The 16,031-nt window shown below is 76.5% G+C and carries 12 protein-coding genes; 4 read left to right on the top strand and 8 right to left on the bottom strand.

Annotated features, from left to right (window positions below; genetic code table 11):
• Nucleotides 1-177 precede the first annotated feature (177 nt).
• From RF644_RS12340 to ssd, 4 genes are read right to left on the bottom strand one after another with little or no spacing between them, the layout of a single operon-like run.
• Complete coding sequence (locus tag RF644_RS12340) at nucleotides 178-744, bottom strand: type II secretion system F family protein (protein WP_115162943.1); 567 nt, start codon at nucleotides 742-744, stop codon at nucleotides 178-180.
• Nucleotides 741-1,502 (bottom strand): type II secretion system F family protein, encoded by a 762-nt coding sequence (locus RF644_RS12345; RefSeq protein WP_368796720.1) that lies wholly within the window; start codon nucleotides 1,500-1,502, stop codon nucleotides 741-743. Before RF644_RS12345 ends, RF644_RS12340 begins: the two co-directional genes overlap by 4 nt.
• Nucleotides 1,499-2,752 (bottom strand): TadA family conjugal transfer-associated ATPase, encoded by a 1,254-nt coding sequence (locus RF644_RS12350; RefSeq protein ID WP_368796721.1) that lies wholly within the window; start codon nucleotides 2,750-2,752, stop codon nucleotides 1,499-1,501. Before RF644_RS12350 ends, RF644_RS12345 begins: the two co-directional genes overlap by 4 nt.
• A complete protein-coding gene (gene ssd / locus RF644_RS12355; protein ID WP_368796722.1) occupies nucleotides 2,749-3,843 on the bottom strand; it encodes a septum site-determining protein Ssd in 1,095 nt (364 codons plus the stop codon). Before ssd ends, RF644_RS12350 begins: the two co-directional genes overlap by 4 nt.
• Before the next feature lie 143 nt (nucleotides 3,844-3,986).
• On the opposite strand from ssd, the gene RF644_RS12360 reads away from it, so the two are divergent.
• Nucleotides 3,987-5,735, top strand: coding sequence for a bifunctional 3'-5' exonuclease/DNA polymerase (locus RF644_RS12360; RefSeq protein ID WP_368796723.1), 1,749 nt, complete (start codon nucleotides 3,987-3,989; stop codon nucleotides 5,733-5,735).
• 30 nt (nucleotides 5,736-5,765) lie between these two features.
• On the opposite strand, the gene RF644_RS12365 is transcribed toward RF644_RS12360, so the two are convergent.
• The 3 genes from RF644_RS12365 to nth all read right to left on the bottom strand — a co-directional run bounded on the left by RF644_RS12365 (nucleotide 5,766) and on the right by nth (nucleotide 11,248).
• Nucleotides 5,766-9,473, bottom strand: coding sequence for a helix-turn-helix domain-containing protein (locus tag RF644_RS12365; RefSeq protein ID WP_368796724.1), 3,708 nt, complete (start codon nucleotides 9,471-9,473; stop codon nucleotides 5,766-5,768).
• A gap of 108 nt (nucleotides 9,474-9,581) precedes the next feature.
• Nucleotides 9,582-10,271, bottom strand: coding sequence for a CoA pyrophosphatase (locus tag RF644_RS12370; RefSeq protein WP_368796742.1), 690 nt, complete (start codon nucleotides 10,269-10,271; stop codon nucleotides 9,582-9,584).
• Between the two features lie 101 nt (nucleotides 10,272-10,372).
• Nucleotides 10,373-11,248 (bottom strand): endonuclease III, encoded by an 876-nt coding sequence (gene nth, locus RF644_RS12375; protein ID WP_368796725.1) that lies wholly within the window; start codon nucleotides 11,246-11,248, stop codon nucleotides 10,373-10,375.
• Between the two features lie 174 nt (nucleotides 11,249-11,422).
• Between nth and acs the strand changes: the two genes are divergently transcribed.
• Nucleotides 11,423-13,372, top strand: a complete 1,950-nt coding sequence (acs, locus tag RF644_RS12380; protein ID WP_035925083.1) for an acetate--CoA ligase — start codon at nucleotides 11,423-11,425, stop codon at nucleotides 13,370-13,372.
• 109 nt (nucleotides 13,373-13,481) lie between these two features.
• Complete coding sequence (gene aroQ / locus RF644_RS12385; protein ID WP_133409229.1) at nucleotides 13,482-13,931, top strand: type II 3-dehydroquinate dehydratase; 450 nt, start codon at nucleotides 13,482-13,484, stop codon at nucleotides 13,929-13,931.
• A gap of 4 nt (nucleotides 13,932-13,935) precedes the next feature.
• Here aroQ and RF644_RS12390 read toward each other — a convergent pair whose 3' ends face one another.
• Nucleotides 13,936-15,099 (bottom strand): MarP family serine protease, encoded by a 1,164-nt coding sequence (locus RF644_RS12390; RefSeq protein ID WP_368796727.1) that lies wholly within the window; start codon nucleotides 15,097-15,099, stop codon nucleotides 13,936-13,938.
• Nucleotides 15,100-15,351: 252 nt separating this feature from the next.
• Here RF644_RS12390 and RF644_RS12395 point away from each other — a divergent pair, with 252 nt between their 5' ends.
• Nucleotides 15,352-16,029, top strand: coding sequence for a Crp/Fnr family transcriptional regulator (locus tag RF644_RS12395; RefSeq protein ID WP_017832519.1), 678 nt, complete (start codon nucleotides 15,352-15,354; stop codon nucleotides 16,027-16,029).
• The last annotated feature ends 2 nt before the right edge of the window (nucleotides 16,030-16,031 follow it).

Here is a 16,031-nt window from a genome sequence, read left to right on the forward strand (position 1 = left end):
CACGGGGCGAGCAGCACTCGCCGAGCAGGTGCCGGACGGGCGGCACGGGCCGCCGGAGGACGGCGGACGGTGCAGCGCAGCGGCGCCGGGCCGGTCCTCGAGGGCGCACGGGGCGGGACCCGGTGCGGACGGGGAGCGCCCCGGCGGCCGGGGGCCCGCGGCTCCGGGCGCGGCGGGTCATCCGAACACCTCGGGCACGAGCCCCATCACGACCGGCAGGACGCCCCAGCAGACGAAGGCCGGCAGGGAGCACAGGCCCAGTGGCAGCACGAGCTGGACGGACAGCGACTCCGCGGCGCGCTCGGCCCGCCGGTAGGCGGCACGCCGGACCTGGGCGGCCTGCGAGCGCAGGCTCCGGGCCGACGGCGCCCCGGACGTCGCGGTGAACGTGAGCGCCTCCCGGTAGTCGGCCAGGTGCGTGGGCAGCTCGCCCGCCGAGGTCCACGCCGTGTGCCACGGCAGCCCGAGCCGCAGCCGGGAGCCCACGCCTTCGAGGGCGGCGCCGGTGGCGTCCGTCCGGCACCCGCCCAGCACCGCCACGGCCTCCCCGAGCGGCAGACCGGCGTCCAGCATGGCGGCGGTGAGCTCCACGAGGACGCCGGCGGAGACGTGCGGTCCCGGCGGGCGGCGGCGGGCCGCGGCCGGACGGGGCGTTCCCGGCAGCCGGGCCCGGGACGGGAGCGCCGCCAGCGCCACGGCGGCCACCAGGAGCAGTCCGGCGGCGGGCGCTGCGAGGGCGGTCATCGCGCACCCACCGCCTCGGCGCGGCCGATCAGGGTGCGCGTCCACACCCGGCCGAGGGCCGTGAGCGCAGCGCCGGTCACGAGGGCGGCCAGCCCCCACGGCGTGGTGAGCAGCGTGCGCAGCGGGTCGACGCCCATGAGCATGCCCAGTCCGATGCCGAGCACCGGGAGCCAGGTCAGGATCCGGACGGTGGAGCGGGGGCCGGCCAGGGCGGTGTCGCGCGCAGCCTCGGCGTCGAGCTCCGCCTCGAGGGCGTCGGCGAGGCCGCCGAGCAGGGCGGCGAGGGGTGCGCCGGTGCGCTCGGAGACCTCCCAGCACAGGGAGAGCTCGGCGGTGGTGGCGACGGCCCGCCGCTCCAGCCCGCGGTGGCCGAGCTCCGGGGCCGGCACCCCCGCCAGGGCGGTCGAGACGCTCAGCCCCAGGCGGGCGGCGGCCGCCACGGAGGTGCACAGCAGCTCGAGGTGCCGGCCGGTGCCCGTGCGGGCGGCGCGGCCCCCGGGCCCCGCTCCCTCGAACGCGGCCGCCGGGGACCGGCCCGCCTCCAGCAGCGCCGCGAGCCGGCGCAGCAGCGCGATCCACTCGGCGGCCTCCGTCTCGGTGTCCCGGGCGAACCGGGCCCACCACCGGACCGGGGCGACCGCCCCGGTGCCCGCCCGCGCGGCCGACCGGACGCGGTGGCCCGGACCCGCGACCAGCGCCGCGGCGCCTCCGGCGAGGCACAGGCAGAGAGCGAGGCAGAGGACGAGGACCGTGCTCACGGCCGGCCTCCCGGGAGGTCCTCGCCCGGGTCGGGCGAGCGGTCGGACGCCTGGCCGGGCGGTCGGCCGGGCCGGTGGTCGAGCAGGGCGCACAGCCCGTCCCAGCCCGGGCCGCGGCGCACGCCGTCGTGGGACCGGACCGCCGCGGGCACGGAGACGAGGGCGCCGGCCCGGTCCTCGAGCAGGGACACCGCCCGGACCTCGCGGCGCCCGCCCGCCCGGGCCACGTGGACGACCAGGTCCAGGGCGCTCGCGGCCTGCAGCGTCACGGCCTCCCGGCTCATCCCGGCCAGGGCGCCCAGGGCCGAGAGCCGGGCGGGGACCGCCTCGGCGGAGTTGGCGTGCACGGTGCCCGCCCCCGCGTGGCCGGTGTTCAGGGCCGTGAGGAGCTCGCGCACCTCGGCGCCGCGGCACTCGCCCACCACGAGCCGGTCGGGCCGCATCCGCAGGGCCTGCCGGACGAGCTCCGCCAGGTCGATGCTGCCCGCGCCCTCGGTGTTGGCGTGCCGCGCCTGGAGACCGACCACGTGGGGGTGCTCGGGCCGCAGCTCGGCGGCGTCCTCGATGAGCACGATCCGCTCGTGCGCCGGGGAGCAGGAGAGCAGGGCGTTGAGGACGGTCGTCTTCCCCGCCCCGGTGGCGCCGCTGACCAGGAAGTTGGCGCCCGAGCGCACGGCGCCCACGAGGAGCTCGGCGGTGCCGGGGTGGACGGTCCCCGCCGCCACGAGGTCCTGCAGGGACAGGGTCCTCGTGCTGCGGAAGCGGACGGAGAGCAGGGTCCCGCCCGTGGAGATCGGCGGGAGGACGGCGTGCACCCGGTAGCCGGCGGCCGTCTGGACGTCCACGCACGGGTGGGCGGCGTCGAGGCGGCGTCCTGCGGCGGTGACCAGGCGCACGGCCAGGGCGCGCACCTCGGCGTCGGAGCGGAAGGGGGACGGGACGCGGCGCACCCCGGCCTCGGTCTCGAGCCAGACCTGGTCCGGCCCGTTGACGTAGACGTCGGTGAGACCCCGGTGCGGCAGCAGCGGCTCGAGCGGACCGAGACCGGTCAGCTCGGCGCGCACGGCCTGCACCGCCCGCAGGGTGCCGGCGGCCCCGAGCACCCGGCCGCTCGCGCGCACGGCCGCGGCGATGTCGGTGTCCGTGACCGGCCCGGGGGCGGCCAGCAGCCGGTCCCGCACGTCGTCGAGCAGGGCGGCCGGCAGCGCGGCCTGCGGGCCGGGCACCGCACCGGCCGGCGCGGCGCTCACGGGGCGGCCCCCACGGCCTCGAGCAGAGCCGCCACGTCCCGGGCGAGCCGCCGGGAGCGGCCCGCCTCGAGCAGCCGGCCCGTCTCGGCGGCCTCCGGCACCGCGCCGGAGAAGCGCAGGGAGCCGGCGACGGGCAGACCGGTCGTGGCGGCGGCGAGGGCGTCGTCCACGTCGGCCACGTTGAGCCCGGCCGGCACCAGGCGGGCACTGGCGCCCGTCAGGGAACCGGCGGCCCACCGCGCGGCCAGCACGCCGCGCACCGTCCGGGGCGTGAGCACGAGGACCTCGTCGCACAGGGCCGCGGTGTCCGCCGTGCCCGGCCCCGCCCGGCCCAGGTCCACGACGACGAGGGCGGCCGCTCGGCGCAGCGCCTCGAGCACGCCGGCGTACGGCGCGGCGGCTCCGTCCGGCTGGGAGCGGTCCCAGGAGAGCCAGCGCAGCTGTCCGGTCCGGGCCATGGCCGGCCACAGCTGCTCGGCGTGCACCGTCCCGGCGATCCGGAGCAGGTCCGGCCAGCGCAGACCGTCCTGGTCCTCGAGGCCCAGCAGGACGTCGATGCCGCAGCCGGCGCGGTCCGCGTCCACGAGCACGGCCGGCCGGTCCTCGTGGGCGGCGCGGTCGGCGAGCCAGCACGCCAGCGTGGACGTGCCGGCCCCGCCCACGGCGCCCAGCACGCCCAGCACCCGGCCCGTGCCGCCGGGACCGGCGGGGCCGCCGGGCCGGGCGGTGAGCAGGTCGGCGAGCCATCCGGCGGCGTCGGGCAGCACGGCCACGGCGCAGCCGCCGAGGTCGGCCGCCCGGTCCCAGATCCCGGGGTCCTCGGGCCGGCCCACGAGCACCGTGCCCGGACGGACCCGCCCCCGCACGGCGTGGCGCACGTCCACGAGCTCGGTGTCCGCGAGCGTGCCCGGCGCGGTGGCCGCCGCCGCGCCGGGCGGATCGGCCAGCAGGTCGGCGCCGGCGGCCGCGCAGACGCGCTCGACCGTGGCGCGCAGCCCGGCGTCCTCGCTGACGAGGCGCACGGTGCGCGCGCGGGCCACGGTGCCCGGACGCGGCGGGGCCGGGGCGGAGAGGTGGGCGGCGGTGCTCATGGCCCCACTGTCCGGGCGGGCGGCACCGGGCCGGCCCGGCGGGGGCGCCGGTGTGGACGGGCCACCGGCCTCCGGCGGCCCCGCGGGCGTGTGCAGTCCGGGCACCGGCGTAGCGTGACGGACCCGTGCAGGACAATGGCCGGATGCACATCGTGGTGGGACCAGCACAGGACGGCCGGGGCGGGCACCGGGTCCAGGGCCTGACGGGCTCCGGGGACCCGGACGGGCCCGGCGTCGACGTGCCCGCCGGGGAGTTGGCCGCGTTCGTCGCCGACCGCGAGGAGGCCGCCCGGCGCGCCGGGTCCACGCCGCCGCGCTGGACCTGGGAGCGCACGGGCGCCGTCTACCCGCAGCTGCTGGCCGCCGGCGTCCGGGTGGAGCGTTGCCACGACCTGCGGCTGTGCCAGGCGATCCTCGCCACGGCCGCCACCGCCCACGGGTCCGGCGTCGACGGCCCGCTGCCCTACGAACCGGTGCTGCCGCCGCTGCCCGCCGACGAGGCGCCCGGGCTGCTCCCGCCGCCGTCCCCCGCCGAGGACCAGTCGAGCCTGTTCGACCTCCCCCGCGCCACGGGTCCCGACGCGGCCGTGCTGGTCGCCGAGCTGCGGGCGCAGCTCGCCGCGGTGGCCGGCGCGGTGGACGCCCGCCGGCTGACCCTGCTGCTGGCCGCGGAGTCCCAGGGCGCGCTGATCGCCGCGGAGATGCAGCACGCCGGGGTGCCCTGGCGGGAGGACGTCCACCGGGCCCTGCTGGAGGACGCCCTGGGCCCCGAGCCGGCGCCCGGGGAGCGACCCCCGCGGATGGAGGAGACCGTGGCCCGGCTGCGGGAGACGCTGCACGCGCCGGGGCTGAACCCGGACTCCCCGCAGGAGCTGCTCAAGGCGATGCGGGCGGCGGGGATCGACGTGACGAGCACCCGGCAGTGGGAGCTCGTCGAGTGGGCGCGGGCCGTGCCCGGCCTGGCGGCCCGGCGCCAGGCCCTGATCGAGCCCGTCCTGGAGCACAAGAAGCAGGCGCGGCTGCTCAGCGCCAACGGGTGGCACTGGCTGGCCACGTGGGTGCGGGACGGCCGCTTCCGCCCGGAGTACGTGGTGGGCGGGGTGGTCACCGGCCGCTGGTCGGCCCGCGGCGGGGGCGCCCTGCAGATCCCGCACGTGGTGCGGGACGCCGTGCGGGCGGATCCCGGGCGCGTGCTCGTGGTGGCGGACGCGGCCCAGCTCGAGCCGCGCGTGCTGGCGGCGCTGGCCCACGACGACGCCCTGGCCGCCGCGTCCCGCGGCAGGGACCTCTACCAGGCCATCGCCGACCTCGGCGAGGAGCGGGGCTCGGAGCTGACCGAGCGCCCCCAGGCGAAGGTGGCCATGCTGGGCGCGATGTACGGGGCCACCACGGGCCAGTCGGGCCGGCTCATGCCGCACCTGGCGCGGATGTTCCCCCGCGCCGTGGACTACGTGGAGCAGGCCGCCCGGGTGGGCGAGACGGGCGGACAGGTCCGCACGCACCTGGGCCGCTGGTCCCCGCTGCCGGGCCCGGCGTGGGACGCGGCGCAGCGGGACACCGCCACCGAGGAGGCCGAGCGGCGTGCCGGGGCGATGGCCCGCGGGCAGGGCCGGTTCACCCGCAACTTCGTGGTCCAGGGCACGGCCGCCGAGTGGGCCGTGTGCTGGATGGGCGCCATCCGCTCGGCGCTGGCGCGGGAGGCGGTCGACGCCGAGCTCGTGTTCTTCCTGCACGACGAGGTCGTGCTGCACTGCGCGCGGGAGGACGCCGAGCGGGCCGCCGGGCTGGTCCGCGAGTGCGCGGAGCGGGCGGCCCGGCTGGTGTTCGGGAGGATCCCGGTGGAGTTCCCCGTCAGCGTGGCCGTGGTGGAGTCCTATGCGGACGCCAAGTAGGCCGCCCCGGCCCAGGTCACAGCAGGGGCCTCAGCACAGGTCCCGGTAGGGGGCGCCCGTCACGTGCCGGCGCCACTCGTCCTCCGTGATCGGGTCGCCCCGGTTGGCGCAGACCGCCTCGACCGCGTCCTCGGCCCGGACCAGCCAGCTGCGCACCACGCCGTCGTCGCCGGTGGCGACCAGCCGGTCCCCCACGAAGCGCACGTCGTTCATCCGGTCGCCGGAGGCGGACAGTGCCGCGTAGACGTCGAGGTCCGCGGCGCCCACGGTCCACATCCACACGAACTTGTCGCCGGAGGCCCCGGCCAGCAGGGTCCCGTCCGCGGAGAACTGCAGTCCCTTGACGGAGGACAGGGCGTCCGAGGTCTCGCCCACGGGGTGGGGGTCGGACGGGTCCGCGACGTCCCAGAGCCGCACCCGGCCCGCCTCCGTGCCCACGGCCAGGAGGTCGGCCACCGGGGAGAACGCGATCGAGGTGGCCACGGAGTCGAGGGCCAGCCCCGCGGCACGCCGCGGGGCGGCGGGGTCGGACACGTCCCACAGCTCCACGCCGTTGGTGTCGTCCGCGGCGGCGAACAGGGTGCCGTCCGCGTCGAACCGGGCGGCCTCCGTGCCGGGGACGGGGATCGTGGCCACCCGCCGGAGCGGCGCCTCGGGGCCGCGGCGCAGGAGGGCGATCTCGGAGCCCACCTCGGACCACGCCGCGATCGTGCCGGCGTCCGTCGTGACGTCGGCGCCCGTGATGCCCGCCTCGATGGCCGCGGCGCGCTCCGGCTCCTCCGGGCGGCCCCCGTCCAGGGGCCACACGAGGACGTCCCCGTCCTCGGTGCCCCCCGCGATGAGCGACGCGTCGGGGGCCACGGCCCCCGCGTACCAGAGGGTCTCCCCGGGCGGGGCCTCCGGGGGCGGCAGCGGCCGGGGGTCCTCGCCCGAGAGGTCGAAGAGGGACACGACGTCGGGGCCGACGCCGACGGCGCTCAGCACGGTGTGCTGCCGGTCCACGGAGAGCTGGTACACGGGCTCGCCCTGCCGGTGGATGACGGGCCCGCGCCGGTCCCACGAGCGGGTGGTGCCGTCCTGGGAGGTGGTGAGCACCCGCTCGCCCACGCGCAGCGCGCTGGTGACCCGGGCGGCGGTGGGGAGGGAGTCGATCCGGGCGAGGTCGGAGAGCCGGTGCACGTAGGCGTTCTGGTCGAAGCTGGCGGCCACGACGGCCTCGCCGTCCGGGGTGAAGGAGACGTCGCTGATCCAGCTGCCGAAGTCCGTGAGCGTCCCGGAGCGGGAGACCCGCTCCCCCTCCACGTCGTAGAGGCGCAGCTCGCGGGCGCTCAGCCCGGCGGCGAGGCGCGCGCCGTCGTCGGCGAGGTCCAGGGCCCGGACGACCCGTCCGGTCGGCACCGGGTCGAGGCGCTGCGCGCGGGCGCCGTCGGTGGCGTACCGGGTGATCTCTCCGGACGTCCCGCCAGCGTAGACCGTTCCGTCGGGGGCGGCCGCCAGGGCCAGGACGTCTGCGTCCTCCCCCAGCGCCAGGGCCGGCAGCGGCGCGGGGGCGCCGGGGTCCTCGATCGACCAGCGCAGCACCTCGCCCCGCCCCCCGGCCAGCAGCTGCCGGCCGTCGGGCGAGAGGACGACCGCGTTGACCGGGGTCCCCGCCCCTACGTCAAGCCCGGCCAGCCGCCGGGCCGGCGCCCCGGTGACGTCCCACAGGCTCACGTGCCCGAGCCCGCCCACCGCCGCGAGCACCCGCCCGTCCACCGCCAGGAGGTCCACGTCGCTCAGTCCGGGGGCGCCGTCGACCACAGCGAGGTCCTCCCGGTTCTCGGCGAGCCGGTCGCTGTCCCGCCACACGGACAGCAGGCCGTCCCCGGCGGCGCGCGCGACGACGGAGCCGTCGTCCAGCGCCGCGAGCCGGGACGCGCCGTCCGGGCCGAGCCACCGCTCCGGGGCGTTCACCGCGGTGGCGTCGATCAGGGCCGAGGTGCCCTCCCGGGTGGGGGCCATCCGGTAGGCCGCGAGGCTCAGCTGCGAGGCGAGGTTGGGCGACTCGCCCCGGATCCGGGAGGCCTCCAGCGCGGTCTGGCGGGAGAGCGCCTCGTCGCGGGCGGTCTCCGCGACGGTCTGGAAGCGCTCCGCGCGGACGCCCAGCGCCCCGGCCACCACGGCCGCGCAGACGGCCAGGGCGAGCAGGACGAGGGCCACGTGGCCGCGCCGCTCGATCTCCCGGGCGCTGCGCTTCTGCCGCTCCAGGGCGTCCTCGTAGTGGCGCTCGCTCTCCGCCAGGTACTCGCGCTCGGCCGGGCTCAGGAGCGCCTGCTGGCGCGGGTCACCGGTCCAGTCCCGGAAGGAGGCGAGCTGGCCCAGCGGGATCAGGGCGAGGGGGTCGCGGTCGTTGGCGAGCCACATCTGGGTGGCGCGCTGCAGCTGCTGGCGGACGTAGAGGTCGCGGCGGCTGTCCTCGATCCAGCGGCTGAGCCGGGACCAGTGGTCCAGCAGGGACTCGTGGCTGAGCTGGATCTGGTCCCGGTCGATGGTCAGCAGCCGGGCGCGGGCGAACTCCTCGACCACGGCCGCTCCGCCCTCCGGCAGCTCCTCCCGGAGCACCGGGGTGCGCACGACCGTGGCGGAGGTCCCGGTGCCGACCACGCGCACCAGCCGCAGGAACACCGCGCGGGCCACCTCCCGCTCGCGCGGGCCCAGCCGGGCGTGCACCTCCTCGGCCCGCCGCTCCACGGCCTCCGTGATGCCGCCCGCCGCGTGGTAGTCGGCCACCGTCAGCTCGCGGGTGCGGGCGTGCTCCCAGGTGCCGAGCATCGCCTGGGAGAGCATCGGCAGCAGGCCCACGCCGGCCTCCGTGCCGCGGGGGGCGACGTCCCGCAGGATCACCCCGACCAGGTCCGGGGAGACCCGGGCGCCGACGGCCTCGGCGGGGCCCACCACGATCTGCTGCAGCTGCTCGCGGGTCAGCGCGCCCAGCAGCACCGGGCGCTCCAGGGCGGTGCGCAGCTCGGCGTGCCGGCTCGCGGTGCCGAAGAAGTCCGCCCGCAGGCCGACCACGACCACCCGGTCCCGGCTCGCCGCGGCGAGCCGGTCCAGGAACCGCCCGGGCTCCTCGGCCTCCCGGGCGCCCGTCCAGAGCTCCTCCAGCTGGTCGACGACGAGCAGGTCCGGAGCCGCCGCGACGGCGTCCTCGAGCCGGCGCACCGGGTCGAGGCCCGGGGTCGTGGCCACGGCGCTCCACCCGTGCAGGGGTCCGCCCTCGGCCCGCAGCCGGCCGAGGAGCCCGGCGCCCAGCAGCGAGGACTTGCCCGCGCCGGAGGCTCCCACCACGGCCAGGATGCGGGGTCCGCCGGCGTCCGCCAGCCGCACCACCCGCTCGCCGAGCACGGCGACCTCGGCGGTCCGGCCGAAGAAGTGCGTCTCGTCCTCGGGGCGGTAGGAGCGCAGGCCCACGTACGGAATGGAGTCCGGCCTGACCGGGGTGCGGGAGCGGTTGACGTCCTCCCACCACAGCTCCGCGGGGCGCTCGTCCGTCAGCCCGAGGGCGTCCAGCAGGGCCGTGAACTCCTCGCGCAGGGCCGGGCCGGGCAGGTGCGCCCCGCTGAGCCAGCCCTGGATGGTGCTGGCCGGCAGCCGGCAGGAGGCCGCGAGCGCCCGGACCGACAGGCCGCGGCGGCGGCGCGCGGCGCTGAGCTGCTCGGCGAGCCGGGGCCGCTCGGGGCCGGGCGGGGGCGAGGCCACCGGGAGCCTCCTCGGGGGGTCGTGGGCACGGGGGACCCTGGAATGGTAAGTCCGCTTGCCGCGGCTCCGGCAATGTTGCGCCCGGGGCGGCGTCATGCCCCGGGCGTGCTACAGCGGTGCGGGCAGGTCCCGGCCGGTGTCCCAGGGCACGGCCCAGCCCAGCGCCGTGAGCACCCGGTCCAGGAGCACTCCGGTGAACCCCCAGACGGTCACGGTGGACGCGGCGCCGGGCACGGGGACCGTGAAGGCGGGCGAGCGGTAGGTCTGCCGGCCGCGCGTGACGGTCGCGGAGTGCCGGTTGGCCGGGTCGATGAGGTCCAGCACGGGGACGCGGAACACGAGGGAGGACTCCGCGTGGTCCACGACGTCCACCGGCGAGACGTCCCGCCACCAGCCCAGCACCGGGGTGACGAGGTGGTTGGAGACCGGCAGGGGCACCGGGGCCAGGGCGCCGAGCACCTCCACCCCGTGCGGGTCCAGCCCGGTCTCCTCCTCGGCCTCGCGGACGGCCGCGCGCACGTGGGCGGCGCTGACCTCGCCGCCGGGCACGGACAGCACCTCGTGCAGGTCCCCGTCCTCGGGGTCCAGGCGCCCGCCCGGGAAGGCGACCTGGCCGGGGTGGGAGCGCAGCGTCGCGGCCCGCTGGACCAGGAGGACGTCGAGGTCCCGCCCCACGCCCTCCGCGTGCTCGGCTGCGCGCGAGGGCAGGTCGTCGAGCGCGCCGAAGAGGATGAGCACGGCCGAGCGGCGGTAGTTCTCGTCGATCTGCCCGATCCGCCACGGCTCGCGGTCCTCCATCCGCAGCTGCCGGCCGCTGCGGGCCACGCGCAGCAGGTCCTGGTAGGCGTCGCCCACGGGCCGTCCTCCTCGGTGGTCGCGTCGTCGGTGGTCGGTGCCGCTCACGAGCTCAGGGGCCAGCCGTCGGCCTGCAGCTGGGCCCGGCTGCGCCCGGCGAGGAACAGCTCCAGCAGCTCCTCCCGGCCCGGGGCGAACTCGTACTTGAGCAGGGCCGCCGCCTGCGCGGTGTCCGTGGGGCCCTCGCCGTAGGACGGGCACAGGTCCGCGACGGGACACACCCCGCACGCGGGCCGCCGGGAGTGGCAGATGCGCCGCCCGTGGTAGACGAGCCGCTGGGACAGGTCGGTCCAGTCGCGGGGCTCGAACAGGGCGGCGACGTCCCGCTCGACCTTGACCGGGTCCTCCTCCGCGGTCCAGCCGAAGCGGCGGGCGAGCCGGCCGAAGTGGGTGTCCACCGTGATCCCGGGGATCCCGAAGGCGCTGCCGAGCACCACGTTGGCGGTCTTGCGGCCCACGCCGGGCAGGGTGACGAGGTCCTCCAGCCGCCCGGGCACCTCGCCGTCGTGGTCGTCCACGATCTTCTGCGCCAGGTTCCGGATGGCCCGGGTCTTGGCCCGGTAGAAGCCGAGCGGGCGGATGATCTGCTGGATCTCGGCCTCGTCCGCCTCGGCGAGCGCCCGCGGCGTGGGACAGGCGGCGAAGAGGCGCGGCGTGGTCGCGTTCACCCGTACGTCGGTGGTCTGGGCGGAGAGCACCGTGGCCACGAGCAGCTCGTACGGGGAGCGGAAGTCCAGCTCGGCGACCGCGTACGGGTACGCCCCGGCGAGCACCGCGTTGATCCGGCGGGCCCGCCGCTTGAGCGCCAGCGGGGACTCGGGGGCGCCCGTCCGGCGGCGCCGTGCGGCGCCGGCGCGCGCCTTCGCGGGGTCCACGACGCGCAGGTGGGCGGGCGGGCGGGGCACGGCAGTCGGGACCATGCCCCGATTCTAGGCGGCGCGCCCGGAGGGCTTCCGTGACTCGGTGCGGCGTGGCCCCTGTGGAACCGGGTGCACCGATCGTCTAGGGTGAAAACGACACTATGTGAGCTGTGACACGGACGTCCGGTGCCGCCGGGGGTCCGTGCGCGGTGTGCGACGAGAAGGGAAGACCACATGGCTTCAGAGACCACGTCAGCCGAGGGCAGGACCTTCGCCCCGAGCCCCGAGTTCGCGGCCCAGGCCAATGCCACCGCCGAGCTCTACCGCCAGGCGGAGGAGGAGGGCGTCGACTTCTGGGGCCGCCAGGCGCGGGAGCTGCTGACCTGGAACAAGGAGTTCACCGAGGTCCTCGACTGGTCGAACCCCCCGTTCGCCAAGTGGTTCCAGGACGGCACCCTCAACGCGTGCTACAACGCCGTGGACCGCCACGTGGAGGCCGGCAACGGGGACCGGGTCGCCATCCACTTCGAGGGTGAGCCCGGCGACAGCCGCAGCTACACCTACGCCCAGCTCAAGGACGAGGTGTCGAAGGCCGCCAACGCCATGGAGAGCCTCGGCGTGACCAAGGGCGACCGCGTGGCCCTCTACCTGCCGATGATCGCCGAGGCGGTCATCGCGATGCTGGCCTGCGCCCGCATCGGCGCGATCCACTCCGTGGTCTTCGGCGGGTTCTCCGCCGACGCGCTGCGCTCGCGCGTCGAGGACGGCGAGGCGAAGCTCGTGGTCACCGCGGACGGGACCTTCCGCCGCGGCAAGCCCTCCATGCTCAAGCCGGCCGTCGACGACGCCCTCTCCCGCGGCGGCGCCACCGTGGAGCACGTCCTCGTGGTCCGCCGCAACGAGGCCGACATCGAGATGACCGAGGGCCGGGACGTGTGGTGGCACGACGCCGTCGAGGCCGCCTCCCCGGAGCACACCCCGTCCGAGCAGGGCGCCGAGGACCCGCTGTTCATCCTCTACACCTCCGGGACCACCGGCAAGCCCAAGGGCATCATGCACACCACGGGCGGCTACCTCACCCAGGGCGCGTTCACCCACAAGAACGTCTTCGACCTCAAGCCGGAGACGGACGTCTACTGGTGCACCGCCGACGTCGGGTGGGTCACCGGCCACTCCTACGTCGCCTACGCCCCCCTGGTCAACGGCTCCACCCAGGTGATCTACGAGGGCACCCCGGACTCCCCGCACCGCGGCCGGTTCTGGGAGATCGTGCAGAAGTACGGCGTGACGATCATGTACACCTCCCCCACCGCGATCCGCACCATGATGAAGTGGGGCGAGGAGATCCCGGCGGAGTACGACCTCTCGTCCCTGCGGGTGCTCGGCACCGTGGGCGAGGCCATCAACCCCGAGGCGTGGACCTGGTTCCACCGGGTCATCGGCGGCGGCCGCTGCCCGATCGTCGACACCTGGTGGCAGACCGAGACCGGCGCCATCATGATCTCCCAGCTGCCGGGCGTGACGACCGCCAAGCCGGGCTCCGCGCAGGTGCCGATCCCCGGCATCAAGGTCGACGTCGTGGACGACACCGGGCAGTCCGTGCCCAACGAGACCTCGGGCTTCCTGGTGCTGCGCGAGCCGTGGCCCGCGATGCTGCGGACCATCTGGGGCGACGACGACCGCTACGTGGACACGTACTGGTCCCGGTTCGGCGAGATGTACTTCGCCGGCGACGGCGCCAAGCGCGACGCCGACGGGGACGTGTGGATCCTCGGGCGCGTCGACGACGTCATGAACGTCTCCGGCCACCGCCTGTCCACCCCGGAGATCGAGTCCGCGCTCGTGTCCCACCCGTCCGTGGCCGAGGCCGCGGTGGTGGGCGCCACGGACGAGACCACCGGCCAGGCCGTGATCGCGTTCGTCATCCTCTCCGACCAGGCCGACGCCGAGGGCCGGGACAAGACCGAGCTGGCCGAGGAGATGCGGGCCCACGTGGGCAAGGAGATCTCCCCGATCGCCAAGCCCAAGAAGGTGCTCATCGTCCCCGAGCTGCCCAAGACCCGGTCCGGGAAGATCATGCGCCGGCTGCTCAAGGACGTGGCGGAGGACCGGGAGGTCGGCGACGTCTCGACCCTCGCGGACCAGACCGTGATGCAGCAGATCGTGGACTCGCTCGCCAAGTAGTCCGCGCCCCAGCTCCGCAGCGCCCCCTCGCTCCTGCCGTGCGAGGGGGCGCTGCGGCGTCCGGGGGCCGCGCCCGGACCGGCGGGCGCCGGGGTGAGAGGATGCGGGCATGACCACCACGCGCAGACCGATCTACGTCCTCAACGGCCCCAACCTCAACCTGCTCGGCGTCCGGCGCCCGGAGGTGTACGGCACCACGACGCTCGCGGACATCGAGGAGGCCGTGCGCGCCCGGGCCGCCGCGGGCGGGTGGGACGTCGAGTTCCACCAGTCCAACCACGAGGGCGTCCTGGTGGACCGGATCCAGGAGGCCCGCACGGAGGGCGCGGCGATCGTGATCAACCCCGCGGCCTTCACGCACTACTCGATCGCGATCCACGACGCGCTCGAGGCGGCGGAGCTGCCCGTGGTGGAGGTGCACCTGTCCAACGTGCACCGGCGCGAGGCGTTCCGGCACACGTCCTACGTGTCCCTGCAGGCGGACGTGGTGATCGCCGGGGCGGGGGCCTTCGGCTACGAGATGGCGGTCGAGCACCTGCTGCGGACCCTGGAGGGGTAGCCGCTCAGGCGGCGCAGGAGCCGGAGCCCACGGCCTGGGTGGCGCCCGCGGCGGCGCCCAGCGCCCCGCGCAGCTCGTCCAGGGTGAGGGCGTAGCCGACCTGCCCCTCGAGGGCCTTGGCGAAGACGACGCCGACGACGGAGCCGTCCTGCGCCACGAGCGGGCCGCCGGAGTTGCCCTGCTGCACCTGGCCGGCCAGCTGGATGATCTCCATCGTCCCGCCGGTCCCCTCCACGGGTGCGAGCGCGGTGCCCTGTACGGTGGCGGGCCCGGCGGCGAACGGCCCGCCCAGGGGGTAGCCCATGAAGGCGACCGAGTCCCCGGCCGCGGGGTCCACCCCGAGCGGCAGCGCGGCCAGCGGCAGGGACGGCGCGGAGAGGACGGCGAGGTCGGAGCCCGGGTCGTAGTGGACGACGGCGGCGGCGTGCACCTGCCCGTCCCGGGTCTGCACCACCGGCTCGTCCACCCCGGCCACCACGTGCGCGTTGGTCACCACCTGCCCGGCGTCGGTCACGAAGCCCGAGCCGGTCTGGTTCTGGCGGCACTCCACCGCCATGCCGTAGACCTGCACCACGGACTGCCCGGCCGCCTGCAGCGCGGGTGTGCTCGTGCTCTCGTCGGGGGCCTCCTCGGCGGGGAAGAGCAGCTCGTCGAGCTGACGGATGCCGGTGGCCCCGCCCACGGCGTCCCGGGCCTCGGTCACCGCGGCGCGCACGGGCCCCGGGGTGTGCTCGTCGATCGTGCGCAGCACGGTCGAGGACGCCACCTGCTGGGACACGGCCGGGATGCCCAGCTGGCCGACGAGCGAGGCGAGCAGCGAGAGCACGAGCGCGGCGACGGCCACGTCGAGGGCCGCCCCGGCGATCCGGTTGAGCGCGCCCAGGCGCATGCGCTCGGTCACGGCGGACAGGGCGCGGCCCACCAGCCCGCCCAGCATCTGCCCCGCCACCAGCAGGACCAGCACCGTGGCGAGCACGGCGCCCACGCGGTACTGCGGGTCCACCTGCGCGCTCACCCACGGGGCGGCCGAGAACGCCGCCACCCCGCCGAGCACGAGCCCGGCCAGGGAGAACAGGGAGTTGAAGAAGCCGCGGCTGAACCCGTAGAAGAGGTAGCCCAGGAGCACGACGGCCAGGAGGACGTCGAGCAGGTTGAAGGACGGAGACATCGGGTTCCTCTGCGAGTTCTTCGGGGCCGGGAGCCGGGGAGCGAGCCACCAGCATAGGGAGCGCGGCTGGGAGATCCGTGGAGCGGGCCTGCCGCCCCGCCCGGGCCCGCCGCGCCCGTCCTTGGGATTCGCGGGCCGGAGACACTACAGTGAACGTCAGGTACGTTAGGTCGCTCACACACCGGTGCGGGCGACTCCCGCTGACATCGGCCGCCACGGGCAACGGCCCGGCGGCACATCTTGAGGAGAACCATGGATATCGACGTCCTCCGCCGCGCTCCCCTGTTCGCGTCCCTGGACGACCAGGCCTTCGCCGCCCTCACCGAGGAGCTCACCGAGGTCGACCTCTCGCGCGGCTCCACGCTGTTCCACGAGGGCGATCCGGGCGACCAGCTGTACTTCATCATCTCGGGCAAGATCAAGCTCGGCCGCACCGCCCCGGACGGTCGCGAGAGCCTCGTGGCGATCATGGGCCCGGGCGAGCTGTTCGGCGAGATGGCGCTGTTCGACCCGAGCCCGCGCTCCACGTCCGCGACCGCCGTGTCCGAGACGCGCCTGGCCGGGCTCAAGCACGAGAACCTCAAGAAGGTCATCGAGCGCTCCCCCGACGTCTCCGCGCAGCTGCTGCAGGCCCTGGCCCGCCGGCTGCGGCGCACCAACGAGAGCCTCGCCGACCTGGTCTTCTCCGACGTGCCCGGCCGGGTGGCGAAGGCGCTGCTGGACCTGGCCGACCGGTTCGGCCGGCCCGCCACCGACGGCATCCTCGTGGCGCACGAGCTCACCCAGGAGGAGCTGGCCCAGCTCGTCGGCGCGTCCCGCGAGACCGTGAACAAGGCGCTGGCCGAGTTCGTCCAGCGCGGCTGGATCCGGCTCGAGGCGCGCGCCGTGGTGATCCTCGACCTGCAGCGGCTCAAGCAGCGCAGCCGCTGAGT

It is taken from the genome of Kocuria sp. CPCC 205258, assembly GCF_040981005.1.
Classification (GTDB): Bacteria; Actinomycetota; Actinomycetes; order Actinomycetales; family Micrococcaceae; genus Kocuria; species Kocuria rosea.

Coding starts and splice junctions, on each gene's coding strand:
- RF644_RS12340 (WP_115162943.1), bottom strand. CDS start 744: ATGACCGCCCTCGCAGCGCCCGCCGCCGGACTGCTCCTGGTGGCCGCC.
- ssd (WP_368796722.1), bottom strand. CDS start 3,843: ATGAGCACCGCCGCCCACCTCTCCGCCCCGGCCCCGCCGCGTCCGGGC.
- RF644_RS12360 (WP_368796723.1), top strand. CDS start 3,987: ATGCACATCGTGGTGGGACCAGCACAGGACGGCCGGGGCGGGCACCGG.
- RF644_RS12370 (WP_368796742.1), bottom strand. CDS start 10,271: ATGGAGGACCGCGAGCCGTGGCGGATCGGGCAGATCGACGAGAACTAC.
- nth (WP_368796725.1), bottom strand. CDS start 11,248: ATGGTCCCGACTGCCGTGCCCCGCCCGCCCGCCCACCTGCGCGTCGTG.
- acs (WP_035925083.1), top strand. CDS start 11,423: ATGGCTTCAGAGACCACGTCAGCCGAGGGCAGGACCTTCGCCCCGAGC.
- aroQ (WP_133409229.1), top strand. CDS start 13,482: ATGACCACCACGCGCAGACCGATCTACGTCCTCAACGGCCCCAACCTC.
- RF644_RS12390 (WP_368796727.1), bottom strand. CDS start 15,099: ATGTCTCCGTCCTTCAACCTGCTCGACGTCCTCCTGGCCGTCGTGCTC.
- RF644_RS12395 (WP_017832519.1), top strand. CDS start 15,352: ATGGATATCGACGTCCTCCGCCGCGCTCCCCTGTTCGCGTCCCTGGAC.